Origin of the sequence: Oceaniovalibus sp. ACAM 378 (assembly GCF_008085915.1) — a bacterium.
Lineage (GTDB): Bacteria > Pseudomonadota > Alphaproteobacteria > Rhodobacterales > Rhodobacteraceae > Oceaniglobus.
On record NZ_VSJK01000001.1, the window covers coordinates 138,624 to 160,426 of the forward strand.

The window sequence follows — 21,803 nt, forward strand, 5'->3', positions numbered from 1 at the left end:
GCCCCGCGCCTGAACGCCCAACTGGCGGAAAACGCCCGATAAACGCTGCTTTCAAGGTTGCACTTGAAATTTGCCGCAGATGTCGGAGTATCAATGTCGGATGACATCCGACTTTCCGAACGTCCGCCTTGGTCGAGGCAGCCGCATTTGCAGAGAGACGCCGGATGCATCTTATCCGTGCCAATTTTGCGCGCGGGCAACGACAAAGGAGAGATGGCATGCCTACTGGCACCGTTAAATGGTTCAACACCGCAAAGGGGTTCGGTTTCATTGCGCCCGATACCGGCGGCAAGGATATTTTCGTTCACATTTCCGCAGTTGAAAGCGCCGGTCTTTCCGGGCTCGCTGACGACCAAAAGGTCAGCTACGAGTTGATCGAAGGGCGCGACGGACGCCAATCGGCGGGCGATCTTAGAACGCTTTAAGTCAATGCAGGCGCGGCGCAACCTGCGGCATTCATCCGCACCGGTGCCGCGCCGAATCACTCCGAAACGATGTCAGTCGCCCAGCCCTTTGCCGGTAGGAATGCCCTTTTGCCGCGGTATCCTCTCGGGATGGGAACGGCGTGCTTTGTGAACTTTCGTCTTGACGGGATGGCGCATCGCTTCGGCATAGGAAACATTCCGGTTCGGCACGCCGCAGCAGATCACGCCATTCGCGGTCACCGGCTGCAATCCGGCGGGGCAATAATTGACGGCAGTGGGATAGGGATAGACATTCCCGGCTGAAAGCAGTGTCGGCGCCACAATCAGCGCCGCCGCGCTCAGCGCAGTTTTCACCATCGTTCTCAGTGTCATATGTTTCCCCGTCGCAAATGCGATATGCCATTCTATCGGAAAAACAGTAACGGCGCCGTGATCGCGGGTCAAATGGCCAAAGGAAACCCCCGAGATTTTCGACGACACAGGAATTGCACAATAATTTTACGGAATTGCAGTGGTTTCGCCCTGCCCGCCGCCGCGTGAAATGTCTATCCTCGGTGCGACGCGCCAAAAGGAGAGATGAGATGAACGATCCGATCTATACGCCCCCCGCGGTCTGGACAGAGGAGGCGCCAAGCGGCGGTCAATTTGCCAGCATCAACCGCCCGATCTCAGGCCCGACCCATGACAAGACCCTGCCGGTGGGCGTACATCCCCTGCAACTCTGGTCGCAGGGCACGCCGAACGGGATCAAAGTGACCGTGATGCTGGAAGAACTGCTGGCGGCCGGACATACCGGTGCCGAATACGACGCCTGGTTGATCCGCATCGGCGAGGGTGACCAGTTTTCCAGCGGATTTGTCGAAATCAACCCAAACTCGAAAATCCCGGCCTTTCTGGATCGCGAGACCGGCGTGCGGGTGTTCGAATCCGGCTCGATCCTGTTGTATCTGGCCGAAAAGTTCGGAGCCTTACTGCCCAAGGATCTATCGGCGCGTACCGAAACCCTGAATTGGCTGTTCTGGCAGATGGGTTCGGCACCCTATCTGGGCGGTGGCTTTGGCCATTTCTATAAGTATGCGCCGGAAAAATATGAATATCCGATCAATAGGTTCACCATGGAGATCAAGCGGCAGCTTGACCTGCTGAACAAGACACTGGCCGACCGCGCCTTCATCGCCGGAGATGAATACACGATTGCCGATATTGCGATCTGGCCTTGGTATGGAGCACTAGTGCGCGGTGAGGTTTACGACGCGGTCGAATTCCTGTCGGCACACGAATACACCAACGTGATCCGCTGGGCCGATGCAGTCGCCGAGCGCCCCGCGGTGAAACGCGGACTCCGGATCAACCGCACATCGGACAACAACACCGACTGGATATCCGAGCGTCATTCAGCCGCGGATCTGGACTGACGTCCTCAGGCGAAAAGATCGCGACACAATTCCAACGCGTCAATCAGCGCGTCAACTTCCTCGGTCGTGTTATACAGGCCAAAGGACGCGCGGCAGGTTGCGGTCAGACCAAGATGTTCCATCAGCGGGCCGGTGCAATGCTGGCCCGCGCGCACCGCGATGCCGCGTTTGTCCAGCACGGTAGAAATGTCATGGGCATGGGCCGGACCGTCCAGCGTGAAAGAAAAGATCGCACCCTTGTCCGGCGTTGTTCCCTGTAACGACAACCAGTTCAACCCGGTCAGACGCTCGGTCGCATAGTCGCGCAAGACCGTCTCGTGCGCGGCGATATTATCCATCCCCAGCGCCAGCATATAGTCCAGCGCGACGCCCAGCCCGATCTGCTGCACGATACCGGGGGTGCCCGCCTCGAACTTCATCGGGGCGTCGTTCCAGTCGATTCCGTCTTTGCGAACTTCCCGGATCATGTCGCCGCCGCCGATGAACGGACGCATTTCCGCCATCCGCTCCTTTTTGACATAGATCGCGCCCGACCCCGAAGGACCATAGAGCTTGTGCCCCGTAATTGGATAGAAATCGACGCCAAGCGCCTGAACGTCCACTGGTCCGTGCACGGCCGCCTGAGAGCCATCGGCCAGCACAGGCACGCCTTTGGCATGTGCCCCGTCGCAGATCGCCTTGATATCGACCCGGGTGCCCAACACGTTGGACATATGCGTGACAGCAATCAGTTTGGTCTTCGGCGTGATCGCATCCAGCACCGCCTGAGGATCAAGCGCACCACTGGCGTCCACGTCCACCCATTTCAGCACGACGCCCTGCCGCTCGCGCAGGAAGTGCCAGGGCACGATATTGGCGTGATGCTCCATCACGCTGAGGATGATTTCGTCACCCGCCTGCATTCGGGGCATGGCCCAGCCATAGGCGATCATGTTGATTCCCATGGTCGCGCCCGAGTTCATCACAATTTCATCTTCGCTGGCCGCGTTCAGGAAACGCGCAATGGTGCCGCGCACCGCCTCATAGTGATCGGTGGCAAGGTTCGACAGATAATGCAGGCCACGATGCACATTGGCATATTCCATGGAATAGGCGTTGGTGATCGCATCGATAACCACCTGCGGTTTCTGCGCCGATGCCCCGTTGTCGAGATATACCAGCGGCTTGCCATTCACCTGACGCGCCAGAATCGGAAAATCGGCGCGTATCTTTGCGACGTCATACATCGTGTTCACTCCACGCCGGGGACAGAGACGCCGATCAGCGCCAGAATCAGCGACAGTCCGAAGGCAAAGCCGAAACTGCTTGCCACGATCATCAGAAATACCTTCGCATGGGACTTAAACCCATGTGCGATGGCAATGAAATTGGTCAGAAGCCACAGAAACAATACCAGCCCGAAAATACCGATGATCCAGGCAAGCGCCGGGAAAACCAGAATCGCCAGAGTTTGCAGCACCTGAAGGCAGACCATCATGAATTGAAGCCAGACGACCAGCACCAGACCGTCCTGGAACCGCCCGGTTCCGCCACAGGCCCGCCCAAACCAGAACACCGCGAAAACCACCAGAACCAGCAGCGAAAGCTGGATCAACCCCATGCGCAACGGGCTTACAAAGAAGGCCGGAGCGGACATGCCGGACATCGAAGTCAGCAATATGTTGCCAACCTCGGCCAGCAAAATCGACACCACGACGACCAGCGCAAGCGCCTGCCACAATATCTCGCGTGACAAATTCAGACCCATCAGGCGATCGGCAACCGTGCGCGGATCGCGCACCGTTTCCACCGCCATGGGCAAAAGCACCGACAGGTTCATCATCGCTCGCCCCGTTCCACCGCAAAAAGCCCGGCGATCCAGATCGCCAGAAACGCACCCAATGCCACCACGCCCGTCGCCGACAAGGCCGGGCCCGGACCGATCAGCCCGGCCACCAAACCCCAAAGCAACCACAAGGGCGCCGCCGCCAGCAAAGCCCAGAACAGGGCCATCCGCGCGCCATACCACGTGCCCTGCCCGCCCAACAGCCGCGCCACAAGATGGCTGAACGCCGCAATGGCATAGAGCCCCAGCGGTGCAACAAACAGCCACCCAAGCAAAGCACCGCCCAAGAGCATGTTCAGCTCCTGTTCGGTCACAAATGCCTCACGCGACAATCGTGGCCACTGTGCCACAAAGATCAAGGCACAGGCCATCATCAGAGTAATCAATGCGCGATCCTCGCGCACAACGCCACCGGCCCGACGCCGCAAAACAGCACCGGGCCGGCGATAACTGGCAAGGATATCAGTGGTCAAAGCCACGCGTCAGCGCCGCCTTGCCAGCCAGCCTTCCAGCCGGGTCGTCAGATCACTGGCAATGACCGGGTCTTCGATCTCGGCCATTGCCTCGGCGAGGAATGACAGGACCAGCAGATCCTCGGCATCGGCCCGCGGCACGCCGCGCGACCGCAGATAGAACAGCGCGGTTTCATCGATCGCACCGGTGGTCGATCCATGCGAACAGGCAACATCGTCGGCATAAATCTCAAGCTCGGGCTTGGCCAGAAAGACACTGTCCCCGTCCAGCAACAGGGCCTGGGAAATCTGATAGCCATCAGTTTTCTGAGCCTGCTGTTTCACCAAAATCTTACCCTGAAACACGCCGGTTGCGCCGTTTCTCAGCACTTTCTTGAACACCTGACGGCTTTCGCAATTCATCGCGTCATGGGTGATGAACACTGTATCGTCGTGGTGGAAATCGCCGTCACCCACCGCCGCACCCGCCACATGAGCCACGGCATCGTCGCCGGTCAGCTCAATCACGCATTCGTTGCGGGTCAGAACGCCGTTGACCGTCAAGGTGAAGGATTTGAACACCGATTCACTGCCCAGCCGGGCGAACATATGCGTCACCGCACGGCGTTCATGATCGCGGCCCTGTGCGCGGATATGGTGGAACGCGCCGTTATCGGCCACGTCGACCTCCATCACCTTGTTCAGCCGCGCGGCGGCGGGGCCATGTTCCATTACCGTCAGCGACGCACCGGCCTCGACGCGGATGACATGGTGCAGGGTCGCGTCTGACTCCGGATCGCTGTGCAGATAGACCAGAGAAACCGGCCGCTCTGGCGTTCCGGTTGCCCGGATCAGCACGCCGTCCGTCGCAAAGGCGGTGTTCAGCGCTGCCAGCGGGCGCGCCACGGGCACCTGACCCCGGGCTTCCAGCACGCCATAAAGATCGCGCGCCCAGTGCAGATCGCTGGCATCGGCAAGCCGGCCGATCTCGACCCCTGCATGGGACAGGTCATCGGATTGCGCCGGATCGAACACGCCATCGACAAACACCAGCTTCAGCCGGTCGTGAGCGGAAAACAGCGGCGCTTCGTCATCGTCAAACACCGCAGCCGACGGCGCTTCGGGCGCATTCAGGCTGTCGGGGGTTGTATAGCGCCAGTATTCGTCACGCCGGTGCGGCAGACCCATGGCCTGCACCCGGGTCAGCGCATCGCGCCGCGCCGGTTCGGACCAGCCGCCCGTTGGCATTGTCAGCGCATTCAGCCGCGCCGCCGTTGTATCGGCCTTGGGATTTGCCACAGACATCAGGACACCTCGGCAAGAATGTCGGCATAGCCGTTGTGTTCGATCTCAAGCGCCAGTTCCGGACCGCCGGTTTTCACGACACGACCATCGGCGATGATATGCACCACATCGGGTTTGATGTGATCCAGAAGCCGCTGATAGTGGGTGATCACAAGAAAGGATCGACCGGCATCGCGCAGCGCGTTCACCCCGTCCGACACCAACCGCATCGCATCCACATCCAACCCCGAATCGGTCTCATCGAGGATACACATCTTCGGTTCCAGCATCGTCATCTGGAGGATTTCATTGCGCTTTTTCTCACCGCCCGAAAAACCTACGTTCACCGGCCGCTTCAGCATTTCTGCGTCGATCTGCAGATCCTTGGCCTTGGCGCGGATCACTTTCAGAAACTCGCCCGCGCTCATCTCTTCTTCGCCGCGCGCCTTACGCTGGGCGTTCACCGCGGTGCGCAGGAACGTCATATTGCCGACGCCGGGAATTTCCACCGGATACTGAAACGCCTGAAACAATCCAGCCGCCGCGCGTTCTTCTGGCTCCATCGCAAGGATGTCCTGCCCCTGCAACTCGGCTGATCCCTCGGTCACTTCGTACCCGCCGCGTCCCGACAGGACATAGGCCAAAGTCGATTTGCCCGATCCGTTCGGACCCATGACGGCGTGCACTTCGCCCGCGCCGATGGACAGATTGATCCCCTTCAGGATCTGCTTGTCCTCTTCTTCAAGTTTGACGTGCAGGTTTTTGATATTCAGCATTATTTCTCTTTCTTCACCTTGGCGGCCACCGTTGTGTCCGCCTGATCTGGCACCATCGCCACATAGGCGCGTGCTGCATTTTCCCCGACCGCACCGCGCCCGACCAGAAGGTCGAGGCACCGCACCGTCACATCGAAACTTTCGAACACCGTATCGGCGAGGATGGCCATATGCTTCAACCCTTCATCCCCGATCTTGTCAGGCTGGCGCAGCGACCGCAGGAACACTGCATCGCCGTCCAGCAGTTGATTCCCGTGGCCACTCTTACGCAGGCCGGTGTTCATCCCACCCCGCAGCGAGAACGCCTTGAGGAACAGGAACTTGTGCAGGTCCAACCCATGCGCGCGCAGCGCGGTCATCTGCGCATCGAGCAGCGGTTGACCGACGTAAAGCGGCACGAATGCCACCTCGGATATCACCGCCGCCACATGATCCAGCCGCCGCATTGCACCGGCATAGACCTGACATTCTGCCCCCTGCACATCGATCTTCAGCAGATCGAAATCGGGAATCTCATCCAGATCGTCGAGCCGGGCCGTCGTGAGTGCAACCTCACGCTCAACGATCGCCGGCTTTGCCAAACGCTGGAAAAACCGCGTGGTTTCGGGGTCGGGTGGCAAAAGCGACGACAGCGAAACCGACCGGCAGACATGCAACACGCCCGCGCTCCCGTCGCCCACCGCGATCTGCAGATAGGTCTCGTGCGGGCCGGGCGTCAGACGCGCAAACGCCTTTTCCTCGGGCTCGAACCCCCAGACATCGCAGGCCCCCATGGCCAGAAGTTCGCCGTAAGGGTTGGCGTTGATCGGATTCGCCCCGACCTCGACAACCCTTGTCCGGCGTTTCGGCGCAAGCGCGTCAATCAGCGTTTCCGCCCGTTTCCTGTCAAACAGCGCCCCCATATCAGCGACACCGGATCACAAAGGTCACGGAGATTGCACCGGTCAGCGCAGCAAAGAGCATGGCCGCGCCGATCATTTTTCGACCCGTGCGTGATTGATGATACCCGCCAGACGCAGCGTCAGCCCGCTCCAGCACAGGAACAGAACCAGCCCGATCAGCAGTTCGAACCGCTCGCCATAACGCGCCAAAATCCAGCCATCCGCGACCAGTTCGGCCACGATTTCATCATGGCTCATGGCCAGTGCGAACAGCATGAAATGCCCGACGATCAACAGAGTGATCTCACGCGTTTCCGGCGCCATCCGGGATGGATGGCCGAACCGGATTCGGCTCCGGCGTTTTGGCTCATCCAAGGTCATCGCTGCCACTTTCATTGAACCGCGACATTGCAACGGCCAAGGATTGAACGCGGTCAGAACGGGCAGCACCGTGGCAGACGCCGACAGCGCCCCCGACCATCATCCCGGAAAGGATGCTGTCAGTCGGAGACGCGCGCCGCGTCCCCCGCCAGATGCCGCCCGCTGAAGTCACCCCACCGATCCTTCAAGCGAGATTGCAACAAGTTGCTGCGCTTCCATGGCGAATTCCATCGGCAGAGCCTGCAACACCTCTTTGCAGAACCCGTTGACGACCAGTGCCACAGCTTCTTCCTCGTCCATACCGCGCGAGCGGCAATAGAAAAGCTGATCGTCATCCACCTTGGAGGTCGTCGCTTCATGCTCCACGCGGCTCGAGTTGTTGCGCACCTCGATATAGGGCACCGTATGAGCCCCACATTTGTTGCCGATCAACAGGCTGTCACACTGGGTAAAGTTACGGCTGTCCTTGGCCTTGGGGTGCATCGAAACAAGCCCGCGATAGGTGTTCTGCGCCTGACCTGCCGAAATGCCCTTCGACACGATGCGCGATTTTGTACGCTTGCCCAGATGCACCATCTTGGTGCCGGTATCGGCCTGCTGCCAGTTGTTGGCGATCGCGATGGAGTAGAATTCACCCTGCGAATCATCGCCGCGCAGGATGCAGGACGGATATTTCCACGTCACCGCCGACCCGGTTTCAACCTGAGTCCACATCACCTTTGAGCGGTCACCCCGGCAATCGGCCCGTTTGGTGACAAAGTTATAGATCCCGCCCTTGCCGTCTTCATCGCCCGGAAACCAGTTCTGAACCGTCGAGTACTTAATCTCGGCATCGTCCAGCAGCACCAGCTCGACCACCGCAGCGTGCAGTTGCACAATGTCGCGCATCGGTGCGGTGCAGCCTTCAAGATAGGAGACATAGGATTCGCGGTCGGCAATGATCAGCGTGCGTTCAAACTGACCGGTGTTTTCCGCGTTGATCCTGAAATAGGTCGACAGCTCCATCGGGCAGCGAACGCCGGGCGGAATATAGACAAAGGAACCGTCGGAAAACACGGCAGAGTTCAGCGTGGCAAAGAAGTTATCTGTCGCTGGCACCACTGTTCCAAGGTATTTTTTCACCAGTTCGGGATGTTCGCGGATCGCTTCCGAGATTGAACAGAAGATCACGCCGGCCTTCTTCAACTCGTCCTGAAAGGTGGTGCCGATCGATACGGAGTCGAACACCGCATCCACCGCGACCTTGCGGCCCTCATCAGCGTTTTCGGCACCCTCAACCCCGGCAAGGATCATCTGCTCTTTCAGAGGAATCCCAAGTTTCTTGTAGGTTTCCAACAGCTTTGGATCGACCTCATCCAACGACTTTGGCTTCACCTCCATGCTTTTGGGGCGGGCGTAATAATACTGATCCTGATAATCCAGCGGGGGATAGTGGACCATCGCCCACTCGGGTTCTTTCATCTTTTCCCAACGGCGATAGGCAGCGAGACGCCAGTCCAGCATCCACTCCGGCTCTTCGTTCTTTTCCGAAATCAGCCGCACGATATCTTCGGACAGACCCTTGGGGGCGTACTCCATCTCGATATCCGTGGACCAGCCGTGCTTATAGGTGCCCGACAGGGATTTCACCGCTTCGACCGTCTCCCGATCGACACCTTCTTTAACGTCGACATCCATTGCGTTCATGGTCATCCCCTCAAGTCCCTCAGGCAGCATGCGCCCGATATTTCCGTTGTTGCGCCAGCCAAGAATCGGCAAAGCGCGAAATTTGTTCTCGCGTCACATCCGGACCCAGCGATACGCGAATCGCGCTGCTGGCCGCTGCGTCGTCATACCCCATCGCGTGCAAGACCCGGCTTGCCCGTACCTTGCCGCTGGAACAGGCCGAACCCGCTGATATCGCGAACCCCGCAAGGTCCATCCGCATCACCTGAGTCTCGCCCTTCCAGCCGGGAAAAACGATGCACGACGTGTTCGGCAGACGTCTTCCAGAGTGTCCGACAAAAATAGTCTCTTTTTCGCCGGATGCCAGAGTGTTCTCTAGAATATTTCTAAGTTGTGCAACCCGCTCCCACTCTCCGGCGTCCAGATCGCGCGCCGCCGCCTCGGCTGCGGCGCCCATTCCGGCGATACCGATCACGTTCTCGGTCCCGGCCCGGCGGCCCATTTCCTGCCCGCCGCCGCGGATTTGGGCGGTCACATCCATGCCGCGGCGCAACAGAACCGCCGCCACACCCTTTGGTCCGCCGAACTTATGCGCCGAAATCACCGCCGCATTTGCGCCGCTCCAGTCAAAGGCAAACGGCACCTTGCCGAAGGCTTGTGTCGCATCGCAAAACGCCAGACCGGGCGGCAGATCCTGCATCACACCGGTTTCGGAATTGGCCAGTTGCAGCGCCGTTTTTTCGGGGTCTGCCACCGCGACCTGCCCATCCCGCGTCACCGGCAGAGCCGAATCACACCAGGCTGTGACCGCGTCATGTTCGATACCGCCACAGCTGATTCCGGCACCGGCAAGGCACAGCGCCGCGCCTTCGGTCGCCGATGAGACAAACACCACATCCGCCGCCGTCGCACCGCAAGCCTTGGCGACCTGCGCCCGCGCCCGCTCGATCAACGACAGTGCCGCACGGCCTTCGCCGTGAACCGACGAGGGATTGCCCACAACATCCATCGCCGCAATCATCGCGGCACGCGCTTCGGGGCGAAGGGGCGTGGTCGCGTTCCAGTCAAGATAGACACGTCCGGTATGGCTCACGTCACGTCCCATCCTGATGCTTAAAATCCCGGCCCGGCGCAGACACAGGCGATGTGCAGGCTGCGTTCATGTTTCATCCACCATCTCGAACAGGCTTGGCACTGCCGGGCACGGCACAAGCGCGTTCTCGACCACATCCGACAGCCGCGTCTGGTGCAAAAAGACATAAACGTGGGCCGAAAGCCCCTCCCACAGACGGTTGTTCAGGGATTGCGCCCGGCTGCCTGACACACCGCCGCTGGCCCCCGCTCCGGTATGCATCGCACTCACTGTTTCGTCCACCGCAACCAGAACGTCGGCCACGCGAATCTCACTTGGAATACGCGCCAGCCGGTAACCACCGCCCGGACCGCGCACCGATTCGACCAGACCCGCCCGCCGCAGCTTGACAAAAAGCTGCTCCAGATAGGGCAGCGATATGTCCTGGCGACGGCTCAGCTCGCTCAGGGAAACCAGCGTGCCGACCTCTGCCAACGCCAGATCGCTCAGCGCCACCATCGCGTATCGGCCCTTCGTACTCAGCTTCATCGCGAGCCATCCATTCCGGAAGTCCGTGCGCCAAAAGCGCAGGACAGTTGACGGCAGGGGTCCGGACAACTACGTCACGAGGGAATCCGGTATCCCACCGTAGATTAGAATCTTTCTAAGGTCTCTGGCCGTCACCGTCAACATGGCGGAGCGGTCCGGGCCTGCCAATCGTCAGGGAGCGTCATGCCCGAAGTCATTTTTCCCGGTCCAGAGGGCCGCCTGGAAGGTCGTTACCACCCGCAAAAGAGATCCGACGCCCCAATCGCCATCATTCTGCATCCCCATCCGCAGTTCGGTGGCACGATGAACAATCGCGTCGTCTACAACCTCCACTATGCGTTTCACGCCATGGGGTTCACCGTTCTGCGGTTCAATTTCCGTGGCGTCGGGCGGTCGCAGGGGGAATACGATCAAGGGATCGGCGAACTTTCCGATGCGGCCAGCGCGCTGGATTATCTGCAGTCGATGAACCAGAACGCCAAACATTGCTGGGTCGCCGGGTTTTCATTTGGTGCGTGGATCGGCATGCAACTGCTGATGCGGCGTCCCGAAATCTCGGGGTTCATCTCGGTATCGCCCCCGGCGAACATGTATGACTTCAGCTTTCTTGCGCCCTGCCCCGCGTCGGGTCTTGTGATCAACGGTTCCGCCGACCGCGTGGCGCCGCCCCGTGATACGGTCACTCTGGTTGACAAGTTGCACGAGCAGAAAGGCATCACGGTCACCCATTCCGAGATTGAGGGCGCCGGGCACTTCTTTGAAGATCCGCATATGGAACAGATGATCGGCCAAGTCGAAACCTATGTGAAGCGCCGCCTCACTGAAACCACCCGCTGATAGAACGGCCGGGCTGTTCAGGCCCGGCCGTTTTCAAGAATCACCTGAAACGGCGCGCGCGACTTCCGCTCGGCGTTTCAGTATACTCTCGCATACATCTTTCCCCCAACGGCGCGGTAGGCTACACCACCGTCAACCGAATCCATCTGAGGGCCGCAAGATGTCTAAGATCAAAGTCGAAAACCCCGTTGTCGAGCTGGACGGCGATGAAATGACCCGGATTATCTGGGATTTCATCAAGAAAAAGCTGATCCTGCCTTACCTCGACATCGATTTGAAATATTATGATCTCGGGATCATGGCCCGTGACGAGACGGACGACCAGATCACCGTCGATGCCGCCCATGCGATCCAGAAATACGGCGTCGGCGTCAAATGCGCCACGATCACTCCGGACGAGGCGCGGGTCGAAGAGTTTGGCCTCAAGCGGATGTATCGCAGCCCGAACGGCACGATCCGCAACATTCTGGGCGGCGTGATTTTCCGCCAGCCGATCATCTGCAAGAACGTGCCGCGCCTTGTTCCCGGCTGGACGAAACCAATCGTCGTCGGTCGCCACGCCTTTGGCGACCAGTACCGCGCGACCGATTTCAAATTCCCCGGTGCAGGCAAGCTGACGATCAAATTCGTTGGTGAGGACGGTACCGAGATCGAACATGAAGTTTTCGACGCGCCCGATTCTGGCGTTGTCATGGCGATGTACAACCTGGACAAGTCGATCATCGACTTCGCCCGCGCCAGCATGAACTATGGTCTCAACCTCGGCTGGCCGGTGTACCTGTCCACCAAGAACACGATTCTCAAGCAATACGACGGCCGCTTCCTGGAGCTGTTCCAGAAGGTCTTTGAGGAAGAGTTCGAGGACAAGTTCAAGGCAGCCGGCATCACCTATGAGCACCGTCTGATCGACGATATGGTCGCCTGCGCGATGAAATGGAACGGCGGCTATGTCTGGGCCTGCAAGAACTATGACGGCGATGTCCAGTCCGACACGATTGCTCAGGGCTTCGGCAGCCTTGGCCTGATGACATCCGTTCTGATGACCCCCGACGGCCAGACGGTCGAGGCCGAGGCGGCGCATGGCACCGTCACCCGCCACTATCGCCAGCACCAGAAGGGTCAGGCGACATCGACAAACTCGATCGCGTCGATCTATGCCTGGACCGGCGGTCTCAAGCATCGCGGCAAGCTGGACGGCAACACACAGCTGATCCAATTCGCCGAAACGCTGGAAAAGGTCACTGTGGATACGGTTGAAGCCGGCTTCATGACCAAGGATCTGGCGCTTCTGGTCGGACCGGATCAGAAATGGCTGACGACCGAAGGCTTCCTTGAAAAGATCGACGAGAACCTGAACAAGGCGCTCACCTGATTTCAGGCAATTATCCAGGGGCGGTTTCGCCCCTGGACCCCCGGTGACTTGTCAGACCCGAATGGGTCACGCCACCCGCAACGACCATTGCAGGCTGTTGCCCGGCTCACCTGCACCCAAGGACGGCACAGCGCGCCGCCCGTTGCCTTGGTGCGCCATTGCAACCACCACCGCGCGACAATTGAAAGCGCTCCCATGCCCGCCCATTACATCTATCTGTTCTTCGCCATCCTGACCGAGACCATCGGCACCACGGCTTTGCAAGCCAGCGCCCAATTCACCCGGCTCTGGCCCTCGATCATTGTCGTGATCGGATATAGCGCATCATTCTGGCTGATGGCGCTTGCGCTCAAGACGATGCAAGTCGGGATTGTCTATGCGATCTGGTCGGGCCTCGGGATCGTGTTCATCGCCGCCATTGGATTTTTCGTCTTCGGGCAGCGGCTGGACGTTCCCGCATTGATCGGAATGGCGCTGATCCTGATCGGCATCCTTGTGATCCATCTATTTTCCTCCACCGCAACCCATTGAAACGCGGTCCGTCCGGAACTTTCCGGTTTGAACACGGTTATGTCATCGAACACGGCGCGCGTTGCTGATCGGCGATGGAGCGTCGGGTCAATTCAAAACCGGAGGACTGAAGATGGGCGGTATTATTTATCTCGTGGGGCTGATTGTGATCGTTTTGGCGATCCTGTCGCTTTTGGGGCTTGGCTGAAATGGTTGAGCGCACACAAGCGTTGACCGATGCTTCGGCACCGGCATCCAATCATCAAGGCAGCTATTTCGACTGGCCCGCCATGTTCGGCGGTGCTGTGGTCGCAGCGGCTATCGGCATTCTGTTCTCGGGCTTTGGTGCTGCGGTCGGCTTGTCCGCCGTTTCGCCGCTGTCCGGAGAGGGATCGGGCGGCTTCGCACTGATCATCGTCGGTGCCTGGCTGTTGATCACGACGGTCGCCGCCTATGGCGCGGGCGGCTATATTGCCGGGCGGATGCGCCGCCGGATGGACGCCGCCGCAAAGGCGGATGAGGTCGCGGCCCGTGACAGCATGCACGGCGCGGTTGTCTGGGGTCTTGGCGTCCTGCTCAGCGCGTTTCTGGCCGCAAGTGCGCTTGGGTCTGCGGCCAAAGTGGCCGGGGACGTGGCACAGGGTGCCGCCAGTGCAGTTGGTGGCGCGGTTCAGGGAATCGGCGGCGCGGCTGGCGCAGCGCGTGGCGCGGTCGATGGGATGAACATCAATCCCCTGCAGATCGTTAACGACCGTCTGTTGCGTGGAACCGGTGTTCAGCTTGACAACGATCCGACCCTGCCCGATGGCGCAATGGCCGTTCTTGGCGATGTCGCCCGCACGGGTGAGATCACCGAAGACGACAGGGCGTATCTGGCAACGACGCTGGCCGCGAATTCGAACCTCAGCCAGACCGAGGCCGAAGCGCGTGTCGATCAGGCCGCCGCCGAAGTTGTCGCCCTGCGCGACACGGCACAAGCCAAGATTGACGAGGTCGAAGCAACTGCACGCGAAGCCGCAGATGCGGCGCGCACAGCTGCGGTTCTGTCAGGGTTTGCCCTTGCTGCTGCTCTGTTGATTGCCGCAGCGGCCGCCATCTGGGGTGCAGCGGTTGGCGGACGTCATCGCGACGAAGGACGGCTGTTCGCGGGCTTCCGCAGCTTCTGATCGATGTAAACGAACGAAAAAGCCCCCGGTGCACGCCGGGGGCTTTTTCACGTCGGGGCACTGACGCTGCGCGCGCATTACCTCTGGTATTTTCTGCGTCTGCACGGTAAAGCGCGTCAACCCCGAAAAAGGCTGCGCTACTCATGGACCTGCGAAACATCGCTATCATCGCCCACGTCGACCACGGCAAGACCACTTTGGTGGACGAGCTTTTGAAACAATCAGGCTCATTCCGCTCCAATCAGGCTGTCGCCGAACGGATGATGGATTCCAATGACCTGGAGCGTGAGCGTGGCATTACTATTCTAGCCAAGGCCACCAGCCTTGAGTGGAAAGGCACACGGATCAACATCGTCGACACACCCGGCCACGCCGATTTCGGTGGCGAGGTGGAGCGTATCCTGTCGATGGTCGACGGTGTCGTCCTGCTTGTCGATGCCGCAGAAGGCGCAATGCCGCAGACGAAATTCGTGACATCCAAGGCGCTGGCCCTGGGGCTGCGGCCGATCGTCGTGCTGAACAAGGTCGACAAACCCGACGGCGAACCCGACCGCGCGCTGAACGAGGTGTTCGATCTTTTCGCCAACCTCGACGCCGACGACGACCAGCTGGATTTCCCGCATCTTTATGCAAGCGGCAGGAATGGCTGGTGTGACGCCGAACTGGACGGGCCACGCAAGAATCTGGATGCGCTGTTCAATCTGGTGTTGCGCCATGTGCCGCCCCCCGCCCAGATGAAACACAAGGACGATCCGTTCCGCATGCTGGCCACCACCCTGTCGGCAGACCCGTTTGTCGGGCGCGTCCTGACCGGACGGGTGGAATCCGGCACGATCAAGGTCGGTGCGACGGTTCAGGCGCTGTCGCGCATCGGTCAAAAGATCGAGCAATTCCGCGTCACCAAGATCTCAGCCTTCCGCGGCCCGGTTTCCCAGGACATCGAAGAAGCGACCGCAGGCGATATCGTGTCCCTGGCCGGCATGACCAAAGCCACCGTTGCCGACACCATCTGCGCGCTGGCGGTGGATGAACCGCTTCCGTCGCGCCCGATTGATCCGCCGACGATCACCGTCACCTTCGGCATCAACGACAGCCCGCTTGCCGGCAAGGATGGCAAAAAGGTGCAGTCGCGCGTGATCCGTGAACGCCTGATGAAAGAGGCGGAATCGAACGTCGCGATCAAGGTCACTGACACCCCCGGCGGCGAAGCCTTCGAGGTTGCGGGCCGCGGCGAACTCCAGATGGGCGTGTTGATCGAAAACATGCGCCGCGAGGGCTTTGAACTGTCGGTGTCACGTCCACAGGTTCTGTTGCGCGAAATCAACGGCGTGGTGAATGAGCCGATCGAAGAGGCGACGATCGACGTCGACGATGAATATTCCGGCGCCGTGATCGAAAAAATCACCGGCTTTCGCAAAGGCGAGCTGGTCGAAATGAAACCAGCCGGCGTCGGCAAGACACGGATCATCGCCCATGTGCCCTCGCGGGGTCTGATCGGCTATCACGGCGAATTCCTGACCGATACCCGCGGCACCGGCGTTCTGAACCGCGTGTTCCACTCCTGGGCACCGCATAAGGGCCCGATCCCCGGACGCCGTCAGGGCGTTCTGATCTCGATGGAAAACGGTGTCGCTGTATCCTATGCCCTGTGGAAGCTTGAGGACCGTGGCAAGTTCTTCATCAGCGCGCAGGAAGCCGTGTATACCGGGATGATCATCGGCGAACACAGCCGCGACAACGATCTTGAGGTGAACCCGATCAGGGGTAAACAGCTGACCAACGTCCGGGCCAGCGGTACCGACGAAGCCGTGCGCCTGACCACCCCGATCACGATGTCGCTCGAGCAAGCCATCGCCTATATCGACGACGATGAACTGGTCGAAGTGACGCCGAACGCGATCCGCCTGCGCAAACGCTTTCTCGACCCCCACGAACGCAAGCGCAGCGCCAAAGCCGGCGCCGCCGCCAGCTAACGGCTTCTTCTTTGCATAAATACTCAAAATCGCGCCCGCCCCCGCAAGGGGTCGGGCGCGTCTCGCGACGCGCGCAAGCGCGGCGCAACCCTCAGGCCGGCAAACGCGCGGTCACTTCGATCTCGATTTTCATTGCCGGATCCTGCAGGCCCGCGACAATCATCGTCGCCGCCGGACGCGCGGTGCCGAAAGCTGCCGATACCAGCGGCCAGCAGGCTGGCCAGTCATTCCGCTCTGGCAGAATATAACGCACCCGCACAACATCATCGAACCCCGCACCAGCCTCAGCCAATGCACGCCCGATGGTGGCCAGCGTATTGCCACATTGCTCTTCAATCGTCTCGGGCAGGATCATCTGATCATAGTCGAATCCAGTGGTTCCGGCGACAAAGATCCAGCCGTCACAAACCACTGCGCGGGAATATCCGATCTGTTCCTCAAACGGCGACCCGGTGGTGATCAGCCGTCTCACCGAAGTTTCTCGAAAATCAGCACATCCTGATAATCCGGCAACCCGGCCTGGCCGGTCCAACTGCCGCGATCCAGAAACGCGATACGCGCCCCGTGTTCTGCCGCCAGCCCCTCCCAGAACTCAAGCGGATAACCGACGGCCATCTCAGGCTCCTCCAGACGCTCGACCATGGCCGCACCGATCCTGTGGCGAAATTCGAAATGGGCCGCCTGCGGAATCGTGTCAGGTGGCAGGAATGTGGTGAAATAGGCTCGGCCACCGGGGCGCAATGTCCGGATGCCTTCAGCGAAATACCGCCGCGTGTCGTCTTCCAACAGATGAGTGAACACCGAAATGGCGACGGCCAGATCGAAACTGTTGTCGTCATAGGGGAAATGAAATGATTCCGCATTGATCCGACCCAACGGATTATAGAATCGATTGCGCACATCCACATGATCGAATCGGAAATCCGGCGCATCGCGCAGCCGCTTGCGGCACCATTCGATCCCGTACCGCACCACGTCAAAACCGGTATAGATCACACCCGGGCGATGCCGGTGCAGCGCCGTCGCCAGTCGTCCGATGCCGCAACCGATATCAAGAATTCGCAGCCCGGGATCGAGAGGTGTCCGGCGTGAGATGTCGCCAACCAGCAGATCGCCTTGAATGATGAACTGCCCGTCTGCGGAATAGTTGATCGCGCGGGGTGGTGCGCCCTGCCCGTCACCGTCCAGCAGCGGTGTGTGGCGGACCAGTGCATTCAGCACCGGTGCCGCCAGCCCGTATTTCCCAAACCGCAGAATCATCGCAGCGTTGCGGTGAAATGCTGATTTCCCGCGGGTAAAATGCAAGGGATCAGCCTGCCGTGGTCACCGGTTTCTTCTTGGCATCCGAGTGAATCATCAGCGGTGCAGCTCCGGAATTTACTGCCTCGTCATTGACGACAACCTCTTCGACGCTGTCCAATCCCGGCAGATCGAACATCGTATCCAGCAGGATGTCCTCCATGATTGAACGCAACCCCCGCGCACCCGTCTTTCTTGCGATCGCACGTTTGGCGATGGATTGCAGCGCGTCTTCGGTAAACGACAGTTTCGCATCCTCAAGCTCGAACAGGCGCTGATACTGTTTCACCAGCGCGTTCTTCGGCTGGGTCAGAATGGTGACCAGAGCTTCTTCGTCGAGATCAGTCAGAGTGGCGATCACCGGCAAACGGCCGACGAATTCGGGAATCAATCCGAATTTCAGCAGATCCTCGGGCTCAAGCTCGCCGAACATCTCGCCCACGCCGCGGCTGTCGTTGTCCTTGACGTCAGCGCCAAATCCCATTGCGCTGCCCTTGCCCCGCATGGCGATGATCTTTTCCAGGCCGGCAAATGCACCACCACAGATGAACAGGATGTTCGTCGTGTCGACCTGCAGGAATTCCTGCTGCGGATGCTTGCGCCCGCCTTGAGGCGGCACGGAAGCGACGGTGCCTTCCATGATCTTCAGCAGCGCCTGCTGCACACCCTCGCCCGAAACATCCCGGGTGATCGAGGGGTTGTCGGACTTGCGGGTGATCTTGTCGACCTCGTCGATATAGACAATCCCGCGCTGCGCCCGCTCGACGTTGTATTCGCACGACTGCAACAGCTTGAGGATAATGTTTTCCACATCCTCGCCCACATAACCGGCCTCGGTCAGGGTAGTCGCATCGGCCATGGTAAACGGCACATCAAGGATCCGCGCCAGTGTCTGTGCCAGCAATGTCTTGCCACAGCCGGTGGGGCCGATCAGCAGGATGTTCGATTTGCTCAGCTCGATATCCGTTTTGTCCGCGTGATTCAGACGTTTGTAGTGGTTGTGCACCGCCACTGACAAAACCCGTTTTGCATGGATCTGACCGATGACATAATCGTCCAGCACGTCGCAGATTTCTTTTGGCGTCGGTACGCCATCGCTGGATTTGAGAGATGCGCTTTTCGTTTCTTCGCGGATGATATCCATGCACAATTCGACACATTCGTCGCAGATGAACACAGTGGGTCCGGCGATCAGTTTGCGCACCTCATGCTGACTCTTGCCGCAAAAGGAGCAGTAGAGCGTATTCTTGCTGTCGCCTGAATTGTTTGCCATCATCTAACCTCTGGGCCCGGGGCCCGTCGTGGATTTCACCGTGGACCGTTCCGCACGAACGCCCCGGCCTTTGCCGACATCTGCGCCTGTGCCGGTCTCTCTGCCCTCGGGCGCCAGCCTAGGGCAGAGAATTTTCGGGCACAACGCCAAATTGGCCCGAATCTTGTCACGCAAGATCACATCCTGCCTCCCATAAGTCAGGGAGCGATGTCGGTCTTGACGCGATTTTCGACGATTTCGTCAATATGACCCCAGTCCTTGGCCTCTTGTGGATTCATGAAATAATCACGCTCCAGCGCTTTTTCCACAGCCTTCATCGTTTGACCGGTGTGTTTGACATAGATCTTGTACAGCTGTTCCTTGACCTTCTGAGTCTCGGCCGCATGGATCATGATATCCGTCGCCTGACCCTGATATCCGCCGCTTGGCTGATGCACCATGATACGCGCGTTCGGCAGGGCGAACCGCATGCCTTTTTCTCCCGCCACCGACAGGACCGACCCCATGGATGCCGCCTGCCCGATGACCAGCGTGCTGACCTTGGGTTTGATATACTGCATCGTGTCATAGATCGACAGGCCTGCGGTCACAACGCCGCCGGGGCTGTTGATGTACATGCTGATGTCCTTGGTCGGATTCTCCGCCTCAAGGTGCAAAAGCTGCGCGACGACAAGCTGGCTCATCCCGTCGTGGACCGGGCCGTTGACGAAGATGATCCGCTCCTTCAACAGGCGCGAAAAAATGTCATAAGCCCGTTCGCCCCGGCTGGTTTGTTCGACAACCATGGGAACAAGGTTGTTGGTGTAAAAGTCGACTGGGTCTCGCATCTGGGCCTGCCTGTTTTTCGTGTTGCCGGGAAATATCGTGAAACTGCTTGCAAGAGTCTTAGTGTCGCGCCCGGGGGGCCGCAAGGGAGGCGGGGAAATCAGCGCGCAATCGTGCCGAAGAATTCCTGCTGCCTGACGGCGGAATTCGATGAAATTCGGCGCTCAAGGCGTTTGCGGGCAATCGTTGCGTCAGGACGATCTGGCCGATCTGGCGCGCGACCACTTCGATGCCGGTACAAATGCCAGTCCCGATCAGACAGAAAGCGTTGCCTGAACCGCACGGCTCCACCGCGCCACCTTCGCCTCGCGGGTCGTGCTATCCATTGCCGGTTCAAACCGTCGCTCCAACGCCCAGTCCGCAGCAAACTCCGCCTGATCGGGATAGATACCAGCGCGCATACCCGCCAACCAGGCCACACCCAATGCAGTGGTTTCAAGCACTTGCGGCCGATCCACCGGCGCACCGATGATGTCGGACAGGAACTGCATCGTCCAGTCGCTCGCGCTCATTCCACCATCGACCCTAAGGGTCGGATTACGGTCGAACTTAAGGGTAGCGTTGCCGCCAATATCTTGGGTCGCGTCGCCGCTATCACTCCAGTCGGCCTGCATCGCCGTCAGCAGGTCACGCGTCTGATAGCCGACTGATTCAAGCGCCGCACGGGCAAATTCGGCGGGCCCCGAATTGCGGGTCAGACCATAGACTGCGCCGCGACATTCAGCGTTCCAGTAAGGCGCGCCCAACCCGGTAAAGGCAGGCACCATGATCACGCCCTGCCCGGCATCCGCCGCCTCGGCCAGCGCCTGGGTCTCCTTTGCCTCGCGGATGATCTTCAGCCCGTCGCGCAACCATTGGACGACCGCACCGGCGATAAAGATCGATCCTTCAAGGGCATAGGTCGGCACGCCGTCCAATTGATAAGCAATCGTGGTCAGCATGCGATTGGTCGATCGGACCGGAGTACTCCCGGTGTTCAGCAAAGCAAAACAACCGGTGCCATAAGTAGACTTCAACATACCCGGCGCGAAACAGGCCTGCCCCACCGTCGCTGCCTGCTGATCGCCGGCTACACCCAAAATAGGTATTTCACGCCCGAACAGGTCGGGCCGGGTCATGCCAAAATCCGCGGCGCAATCGCGCACTTCGGGCAGCATCTCCATCGGGATATCCAGCAGCGCAGCGATTGTCGTCGACCAACGCCCCTTGTGAATGTCGTACAGCATGGTGCGACAGGCGTTGGTGGCATCGGTGACATGGGATGCGCCGCCGGTCAGTTTCCAGATCAGAAAGCTGTCGACCGTGCCAAACAGAAGTTCGCCGTTTTTGGCGCGATCGCGCGCACCATCCACATGATCGAGGATCCATTTCAGTTTGGTCGCCGAGAAATACGGATCAAGCAGCAGTCCGGTCCGCGCGGTCACGATCTCTTCGTGGCCGTCGGCCTTGAGCGAGTGGCAGGTATCCGAGGTGCGACGATCCTGCCAGACGATGGCGTTGTGAATGGGCTGGCCCGTTATCCGGTCCCAGACAACGACTGTTTCGCGTTGGTTGGTGATACCGATGGCGGCGATGTCGACCGCGTCCACGCCGGTCTTTTCAATCACCGCGCGGCAGGTACCAGCAACGGTTGACCACAGATCGGAGGGATCGTGTTCAACCCATCCAGAAGCGGGATAATACTGCGCGAATTCTTCCTGCGCACTGCCCGCGATCCTCATCTTGGCATCGAACAGAATCGCCCGACTGGATGTTGTGCCCTGATCGATGGCCAGAATATGGCTCATTTGGTGTTCCTCCCGTCGCGACACCGATTTCCGAAA

25 protein-coding genes are annotated in these 21,803 nt (G+C 59.6%); 9 read left to right on the forward strand and 16 right to left on the reverse strand.

Annotated features, from left to right (window positions below; genetic code table 11):
• The first annotated feature begins 218 nt into the window (after nt 1–218).
• Nucleotides 219–425, forward strand: coding sequence for a cold-shock protein (locus tag FQ320_RS00635; protein ID WP_148469009.1), 207 nt, complete (start codon nt 219–221; stop codon nt 423–425).
• A gap of 72 nt (nt 426–497) precedes the next feature.
• Here the strand turns inward: FQ320_RS00635 and FQ320_RS00640 are convergent, their stop codons facing one another.
• Nucleotides 498–797, reverse strand: coding sequence for a hypothetical protein (locus FQ320_RS00640; protein WP_255509318.1), 300 nt, complete (start codon nt 795–797; stop codon nt 498–500).
• A 209-nt stretch (nt 798–1,006) separates the two neighbouring features.
• On the opposite strand from FQ320_RS00640, the gene yghU reads away from it, so the two are divergent.
• Complete coding sequence (yghU, locus tag FQ320_RS00645) at nt 1,007–1,840, forward strand: glutathione-dependent disulfide-bond oxidoreductase (protein ID WP_148469011.1); 834 nt, start codon at nt 1,007–1,009, stop codon at nt 1,838–1,840.
• 5 nt (nt 1,841–1,845) lie between these two features.
• On the opposite strand, the gene FQ320_RS00650 is transcribed toward yghU, so the two are convergent.
• From FQ320_RS00650 to FQ320_RS00695, 10 genes are all read right to left on the reverse strand, one after another.
• Complete coding sequence (locus tag FQ320_RS00650; protein WP_148469013.1) at nt 1,846–3,066, reverse strand: cysteine desulfurase; 1,221 nt, start codon at nt 3,064–3,066, stop codon at nt 1,846–1,848.
• 5 nt (nt 3,067–3,071) lie between these two features.
• Nucleotides 3,072–3,662: a Yip1 family protein gene (locus FQ320_RS00655; protein WP_148469015.1), complete on the reverse strand. Its 591-nt coding sequence runs from the start codon at nt 3,660–3,662 to the stop codon at nt 3,072–3,074.
• Nucleotides 3,659–4,144 carry a YIP1 family protein gene (locus FQ320_RS00660; protein WP_148469017.1) on the reverse strand — a complete coding sequence of 162 codons (486 nt, stop codon included), beginning with the start codon at nt 4,142–4,144 and terminating at the stop codon, nt 3,659–3,661. The genes FQ320_RS00655 and FQ320_RS00660 overlap by 4 nt, the downstream gene beginning before the upstream one ends.
• A gap of 3 nt (nt 4,145–4,147) precedes the next feature.
• The gene (locus FQ320_RS00665; RefSeq protein ID WP_148469019.1) at nt 4,148–5,422 is read right to left on the reverse strand and encodes a SufD family Fe-S cluster assembly protein; all 1,275 of its coding nucleotides are present in this window, start codon (nt 5,420–5,422) and stop codon (nt 4,148–4,150) included.
• Nucleotides 5,422–6,177, reverse strand: coding sequence for a Fe-S cluster assembly ATPase SufC (gene sufC, locus FQ320_RS00670; RefSeq protein WP_148469021.1), 756 nt, complete (start codon nt 6,175–6,177; stop codon nt 5,422–5,424). The genes FQ320_RS00665 and sufC overlap by 1 nt, the downstream gene beginning before the upstream one ends.
• Nucleotides 6,177–7,079, reverse strand: coding sequence for an FkbM family methyltransferase (locus tag FQ320_RS00675; RefSeq protein WP_148469023.1), 903 nt, complete (start codon nt 7,077–7,079; stop codon nt 6,177–6,179). Before FQ320_RS00675 ends, sufC begins: the two co-directional genes overlap by 1 nt.
• A gap of 72 nt (nt 7,080–7,151) precedes the next feature.
• Nucleotides 7,152–7,439 carry a hypothetical protein gene (locus tag FQ320_RS00680; protein ID WP_148469025.1) on the reverse strand — a complete coding sequence of 96 codons (288 nt, stop codon included), beginning with the start codon at nt 7,437–7,439 and terminating at the stop codon, nt 7,152–7,154.
• A gap of 168 nt (nt 7,440–7,607) precedes the next feature.
• A complete protein-coding gene (sufB, locus tag FQ320_RS00685) occupies nt 7,608–9,125 on the reverse strand; it encodes a Fe-S cluster assembly protein SufB (protein ID WP_148469493.1) in 1,518 nt (505 codons plus the stop codon).
• A 19-nt stretch (nt 9,126–9,144) separates the two neighbouring features.
• A complete protein-coding gene (locus tag FQ320_RS00690) occupies nt 9,145–10,197 on the reverse strand; it encodes a cysteine desulfurase family protein (protein ID WP_255509321.1) in 1,053 nt (350 codons plus the stop codon).
• Between the two features lie 66 nt (nt 10,198–10,263).
• On the reverse strand, nt 10,264–10,725 hold the full coding sequence (locus FQ320_RS00695; RefSeq protein ID WP_148469029.1) for an Rrf2 family transcriptional regulator: 462 nt from the start codon (nt 10,723–10,725) through the stop codon (nt 10,264–10,266).
• A gap of 183 nt (nt 10,726–10,908) precedes the next feature.
• On the opposite strand from FQ320_RS00695, the gene FQ320_RS00700 reads away from it, so the two are divergent.
• The 6 genes from FQ320_RS00700 to typA all read left to right on the forward strand — a co-directional run bounded on the left by FQ320_RS00700 (nt 10,909) and on the right by typA (nt 16,583).
• Complete coding sequence (locus FQ320_RS00700; protein WP_148469031.1) at nt 10,909–11,562, forward strand: alpha/beta hydrolase; 654 nt, start codon at nt 10,909–10,911, stop codon at nt 11,560–11,562.
• Between the two features lie 160 nt (nt 11,563–11,722).
• Complete coding sequence (locus FQ320_RS00705; RefSeq protein ID WP_148469033.1) at nt 11,723–12,934, forward strand: NADP-dependent isocitrate dehydrogenase; 1,212 nt, start codon at nt 11,723–11,725, stop codon at nt 12,932–12,934.
• A 195-nt stretch (nt 12,935–13,129) separates the two neighbouring features.
• Nucleotides 13,130–13,465, forward strand: a complete 336-nt coding sequence (locus FQ320_RS00710) for a multidrug efflux SMR transporter (protein WP_148469035.1) — start codon at nt 13,130–13,132, stop codon at nt 13,463–13,465.
• A gap of 61 nt (nt 13,466–13,526) precedes the next feature.
• Nucleotides 13,527–13,652: a hypothetical protein gene (locus FQ320_RS26260; protein WP_255509322.1), complete on the forward strand. Its 126-nt coding sequence runs from the start codon at nt 13,527–13,529 to the stop codon at nt 13,650–13,652.
• A gap of 1 nt (nt 13,653) precedes the next feature.
• The gene (locus tag FQ320_RS00715; RefSeq protein WP_148469037.1) at nt 13,654–14,610 is read left to right on the forward strand and encodes a hypothetical protein; all 957 of its coding nucleotides are present in this window, start codon (nt 13,654–13,656) and stop codon (nt 14,608–14,610) included.
• A gap of 143 nt (nt 14,611–14,753) precedes the next feature.
• Nucleotides 14,754–16,583 carry a translational GTPase TypA gene (gene typA, locus FQ320_RS00720; protein ID WP_148469039.1) on the forward strand — a complete coding sequence of 610 codons (1,830 nt, stop codon included), beginning with the start codon at nt 14,754–14,756 and terminating at the stop codon, nt 16,581–16,583.
• 91 nt (nt 16,584–16,674) lie between these two features.
• Here typA and FQ320_RS00725 read toward each other — a convergent pair whose 3' ends face one another.
• The 4 genes from FQ320_RS00725 to FQ320_RS00740 all read right to left on the reverse strand — a co-directional run bounded on the left by FQ320_RS00725 (nt 16,675) and on the right by FQ320_RS00740 (nt 19,982).
• Nucleotides 16,675–17,055, reverse strand: a complete 381-nt coding sequence (locus tag FQ320_RS00725; protein WP_148469041.1) for a RidA family protein — start codon at nt 17,053–17,055, stop codon at nt 16,675–16,677.
• Nucleotides 17,052–17,843, reverse strand: a complete 792-nt coding sequence (locus tag FQ320_RS00730; RefSeq protein WP_148469043.1) for a class I SAM-dependent methyltransferase — start codon at nt 17,841–17,843, stop codon at nt 17,052–17,054. Before FQ320_RS00730 ends, FQ320_RS00725 begins: the two co-directional genes overlap by 4 nt.
• Nucleotides 17,844–17,892: 49 nt before the next feature.
• Nucleotides 17,893–19,155 carry an ATP-dependent Clp protease ATP-binding subunit ClpX gene (gene clpX / locus FQ320_RS00735; protein WP_148469045.1) on the reverse strand — a complete coding sequence of 421 codons (1,263 nt, stop codon included), beginning with the start codon at nt 19,153–19,155 and terminating at the stop codon, nt 17,893–17,895.
• A gap of 197 nt (nt 19,156–19,352) precedes the next feature.
• The gene (locus FQ320_RS00740; RefSeq protein ID WP_148469047.1) at nt 19,353–19,982 is read right to left on the reverse strand and encodes an ATP-dependent Clp protease proteolytic subunit; all 630 of its coding nucleotides are present in this window, start codon (nt 19,980–19,982) and stop codon (nt 19,353–19,355) included.
• A gap of 148 nt (nt 19,983–20,130) precedes the next feature.
• Here FQ320_RS00740 and FQ320_RS26265 point away from each other — a divergent pair, with 148 nt between their 5' ends.
• Nucleotides 20,131–20,256 (forward strand): hypothetical protein, encoded by a 126-nt coding sequence (locus FQ320_RS26265; protein ID WP_255509323.1) that lies wholly within the window; start codon nt 20,131–20,133, stop codon nt 20,254–20,256.
• Here FQ320_RS26265 and glpK read toward each other — a convergent pair.
• Nucleotides 20,235–21,767 carry a glycerol kinase GlpK gene (gene glpK / locus FQ320_RS00745; protein ID WP_148469049.1) on the reverse strand — a complete coding sequence of 511 codons (1,533 nt, stop codon included), beginning with the start codon at nt 21,765–21,767 and terminating at the stop codon, nt 20,235–20,237. The genes FQ320_RS26265 and glpK overlap by 22 nt on opposite strands.
• Nucleotides 21,768–21,803: the final 36 nt, after the last annotated feature.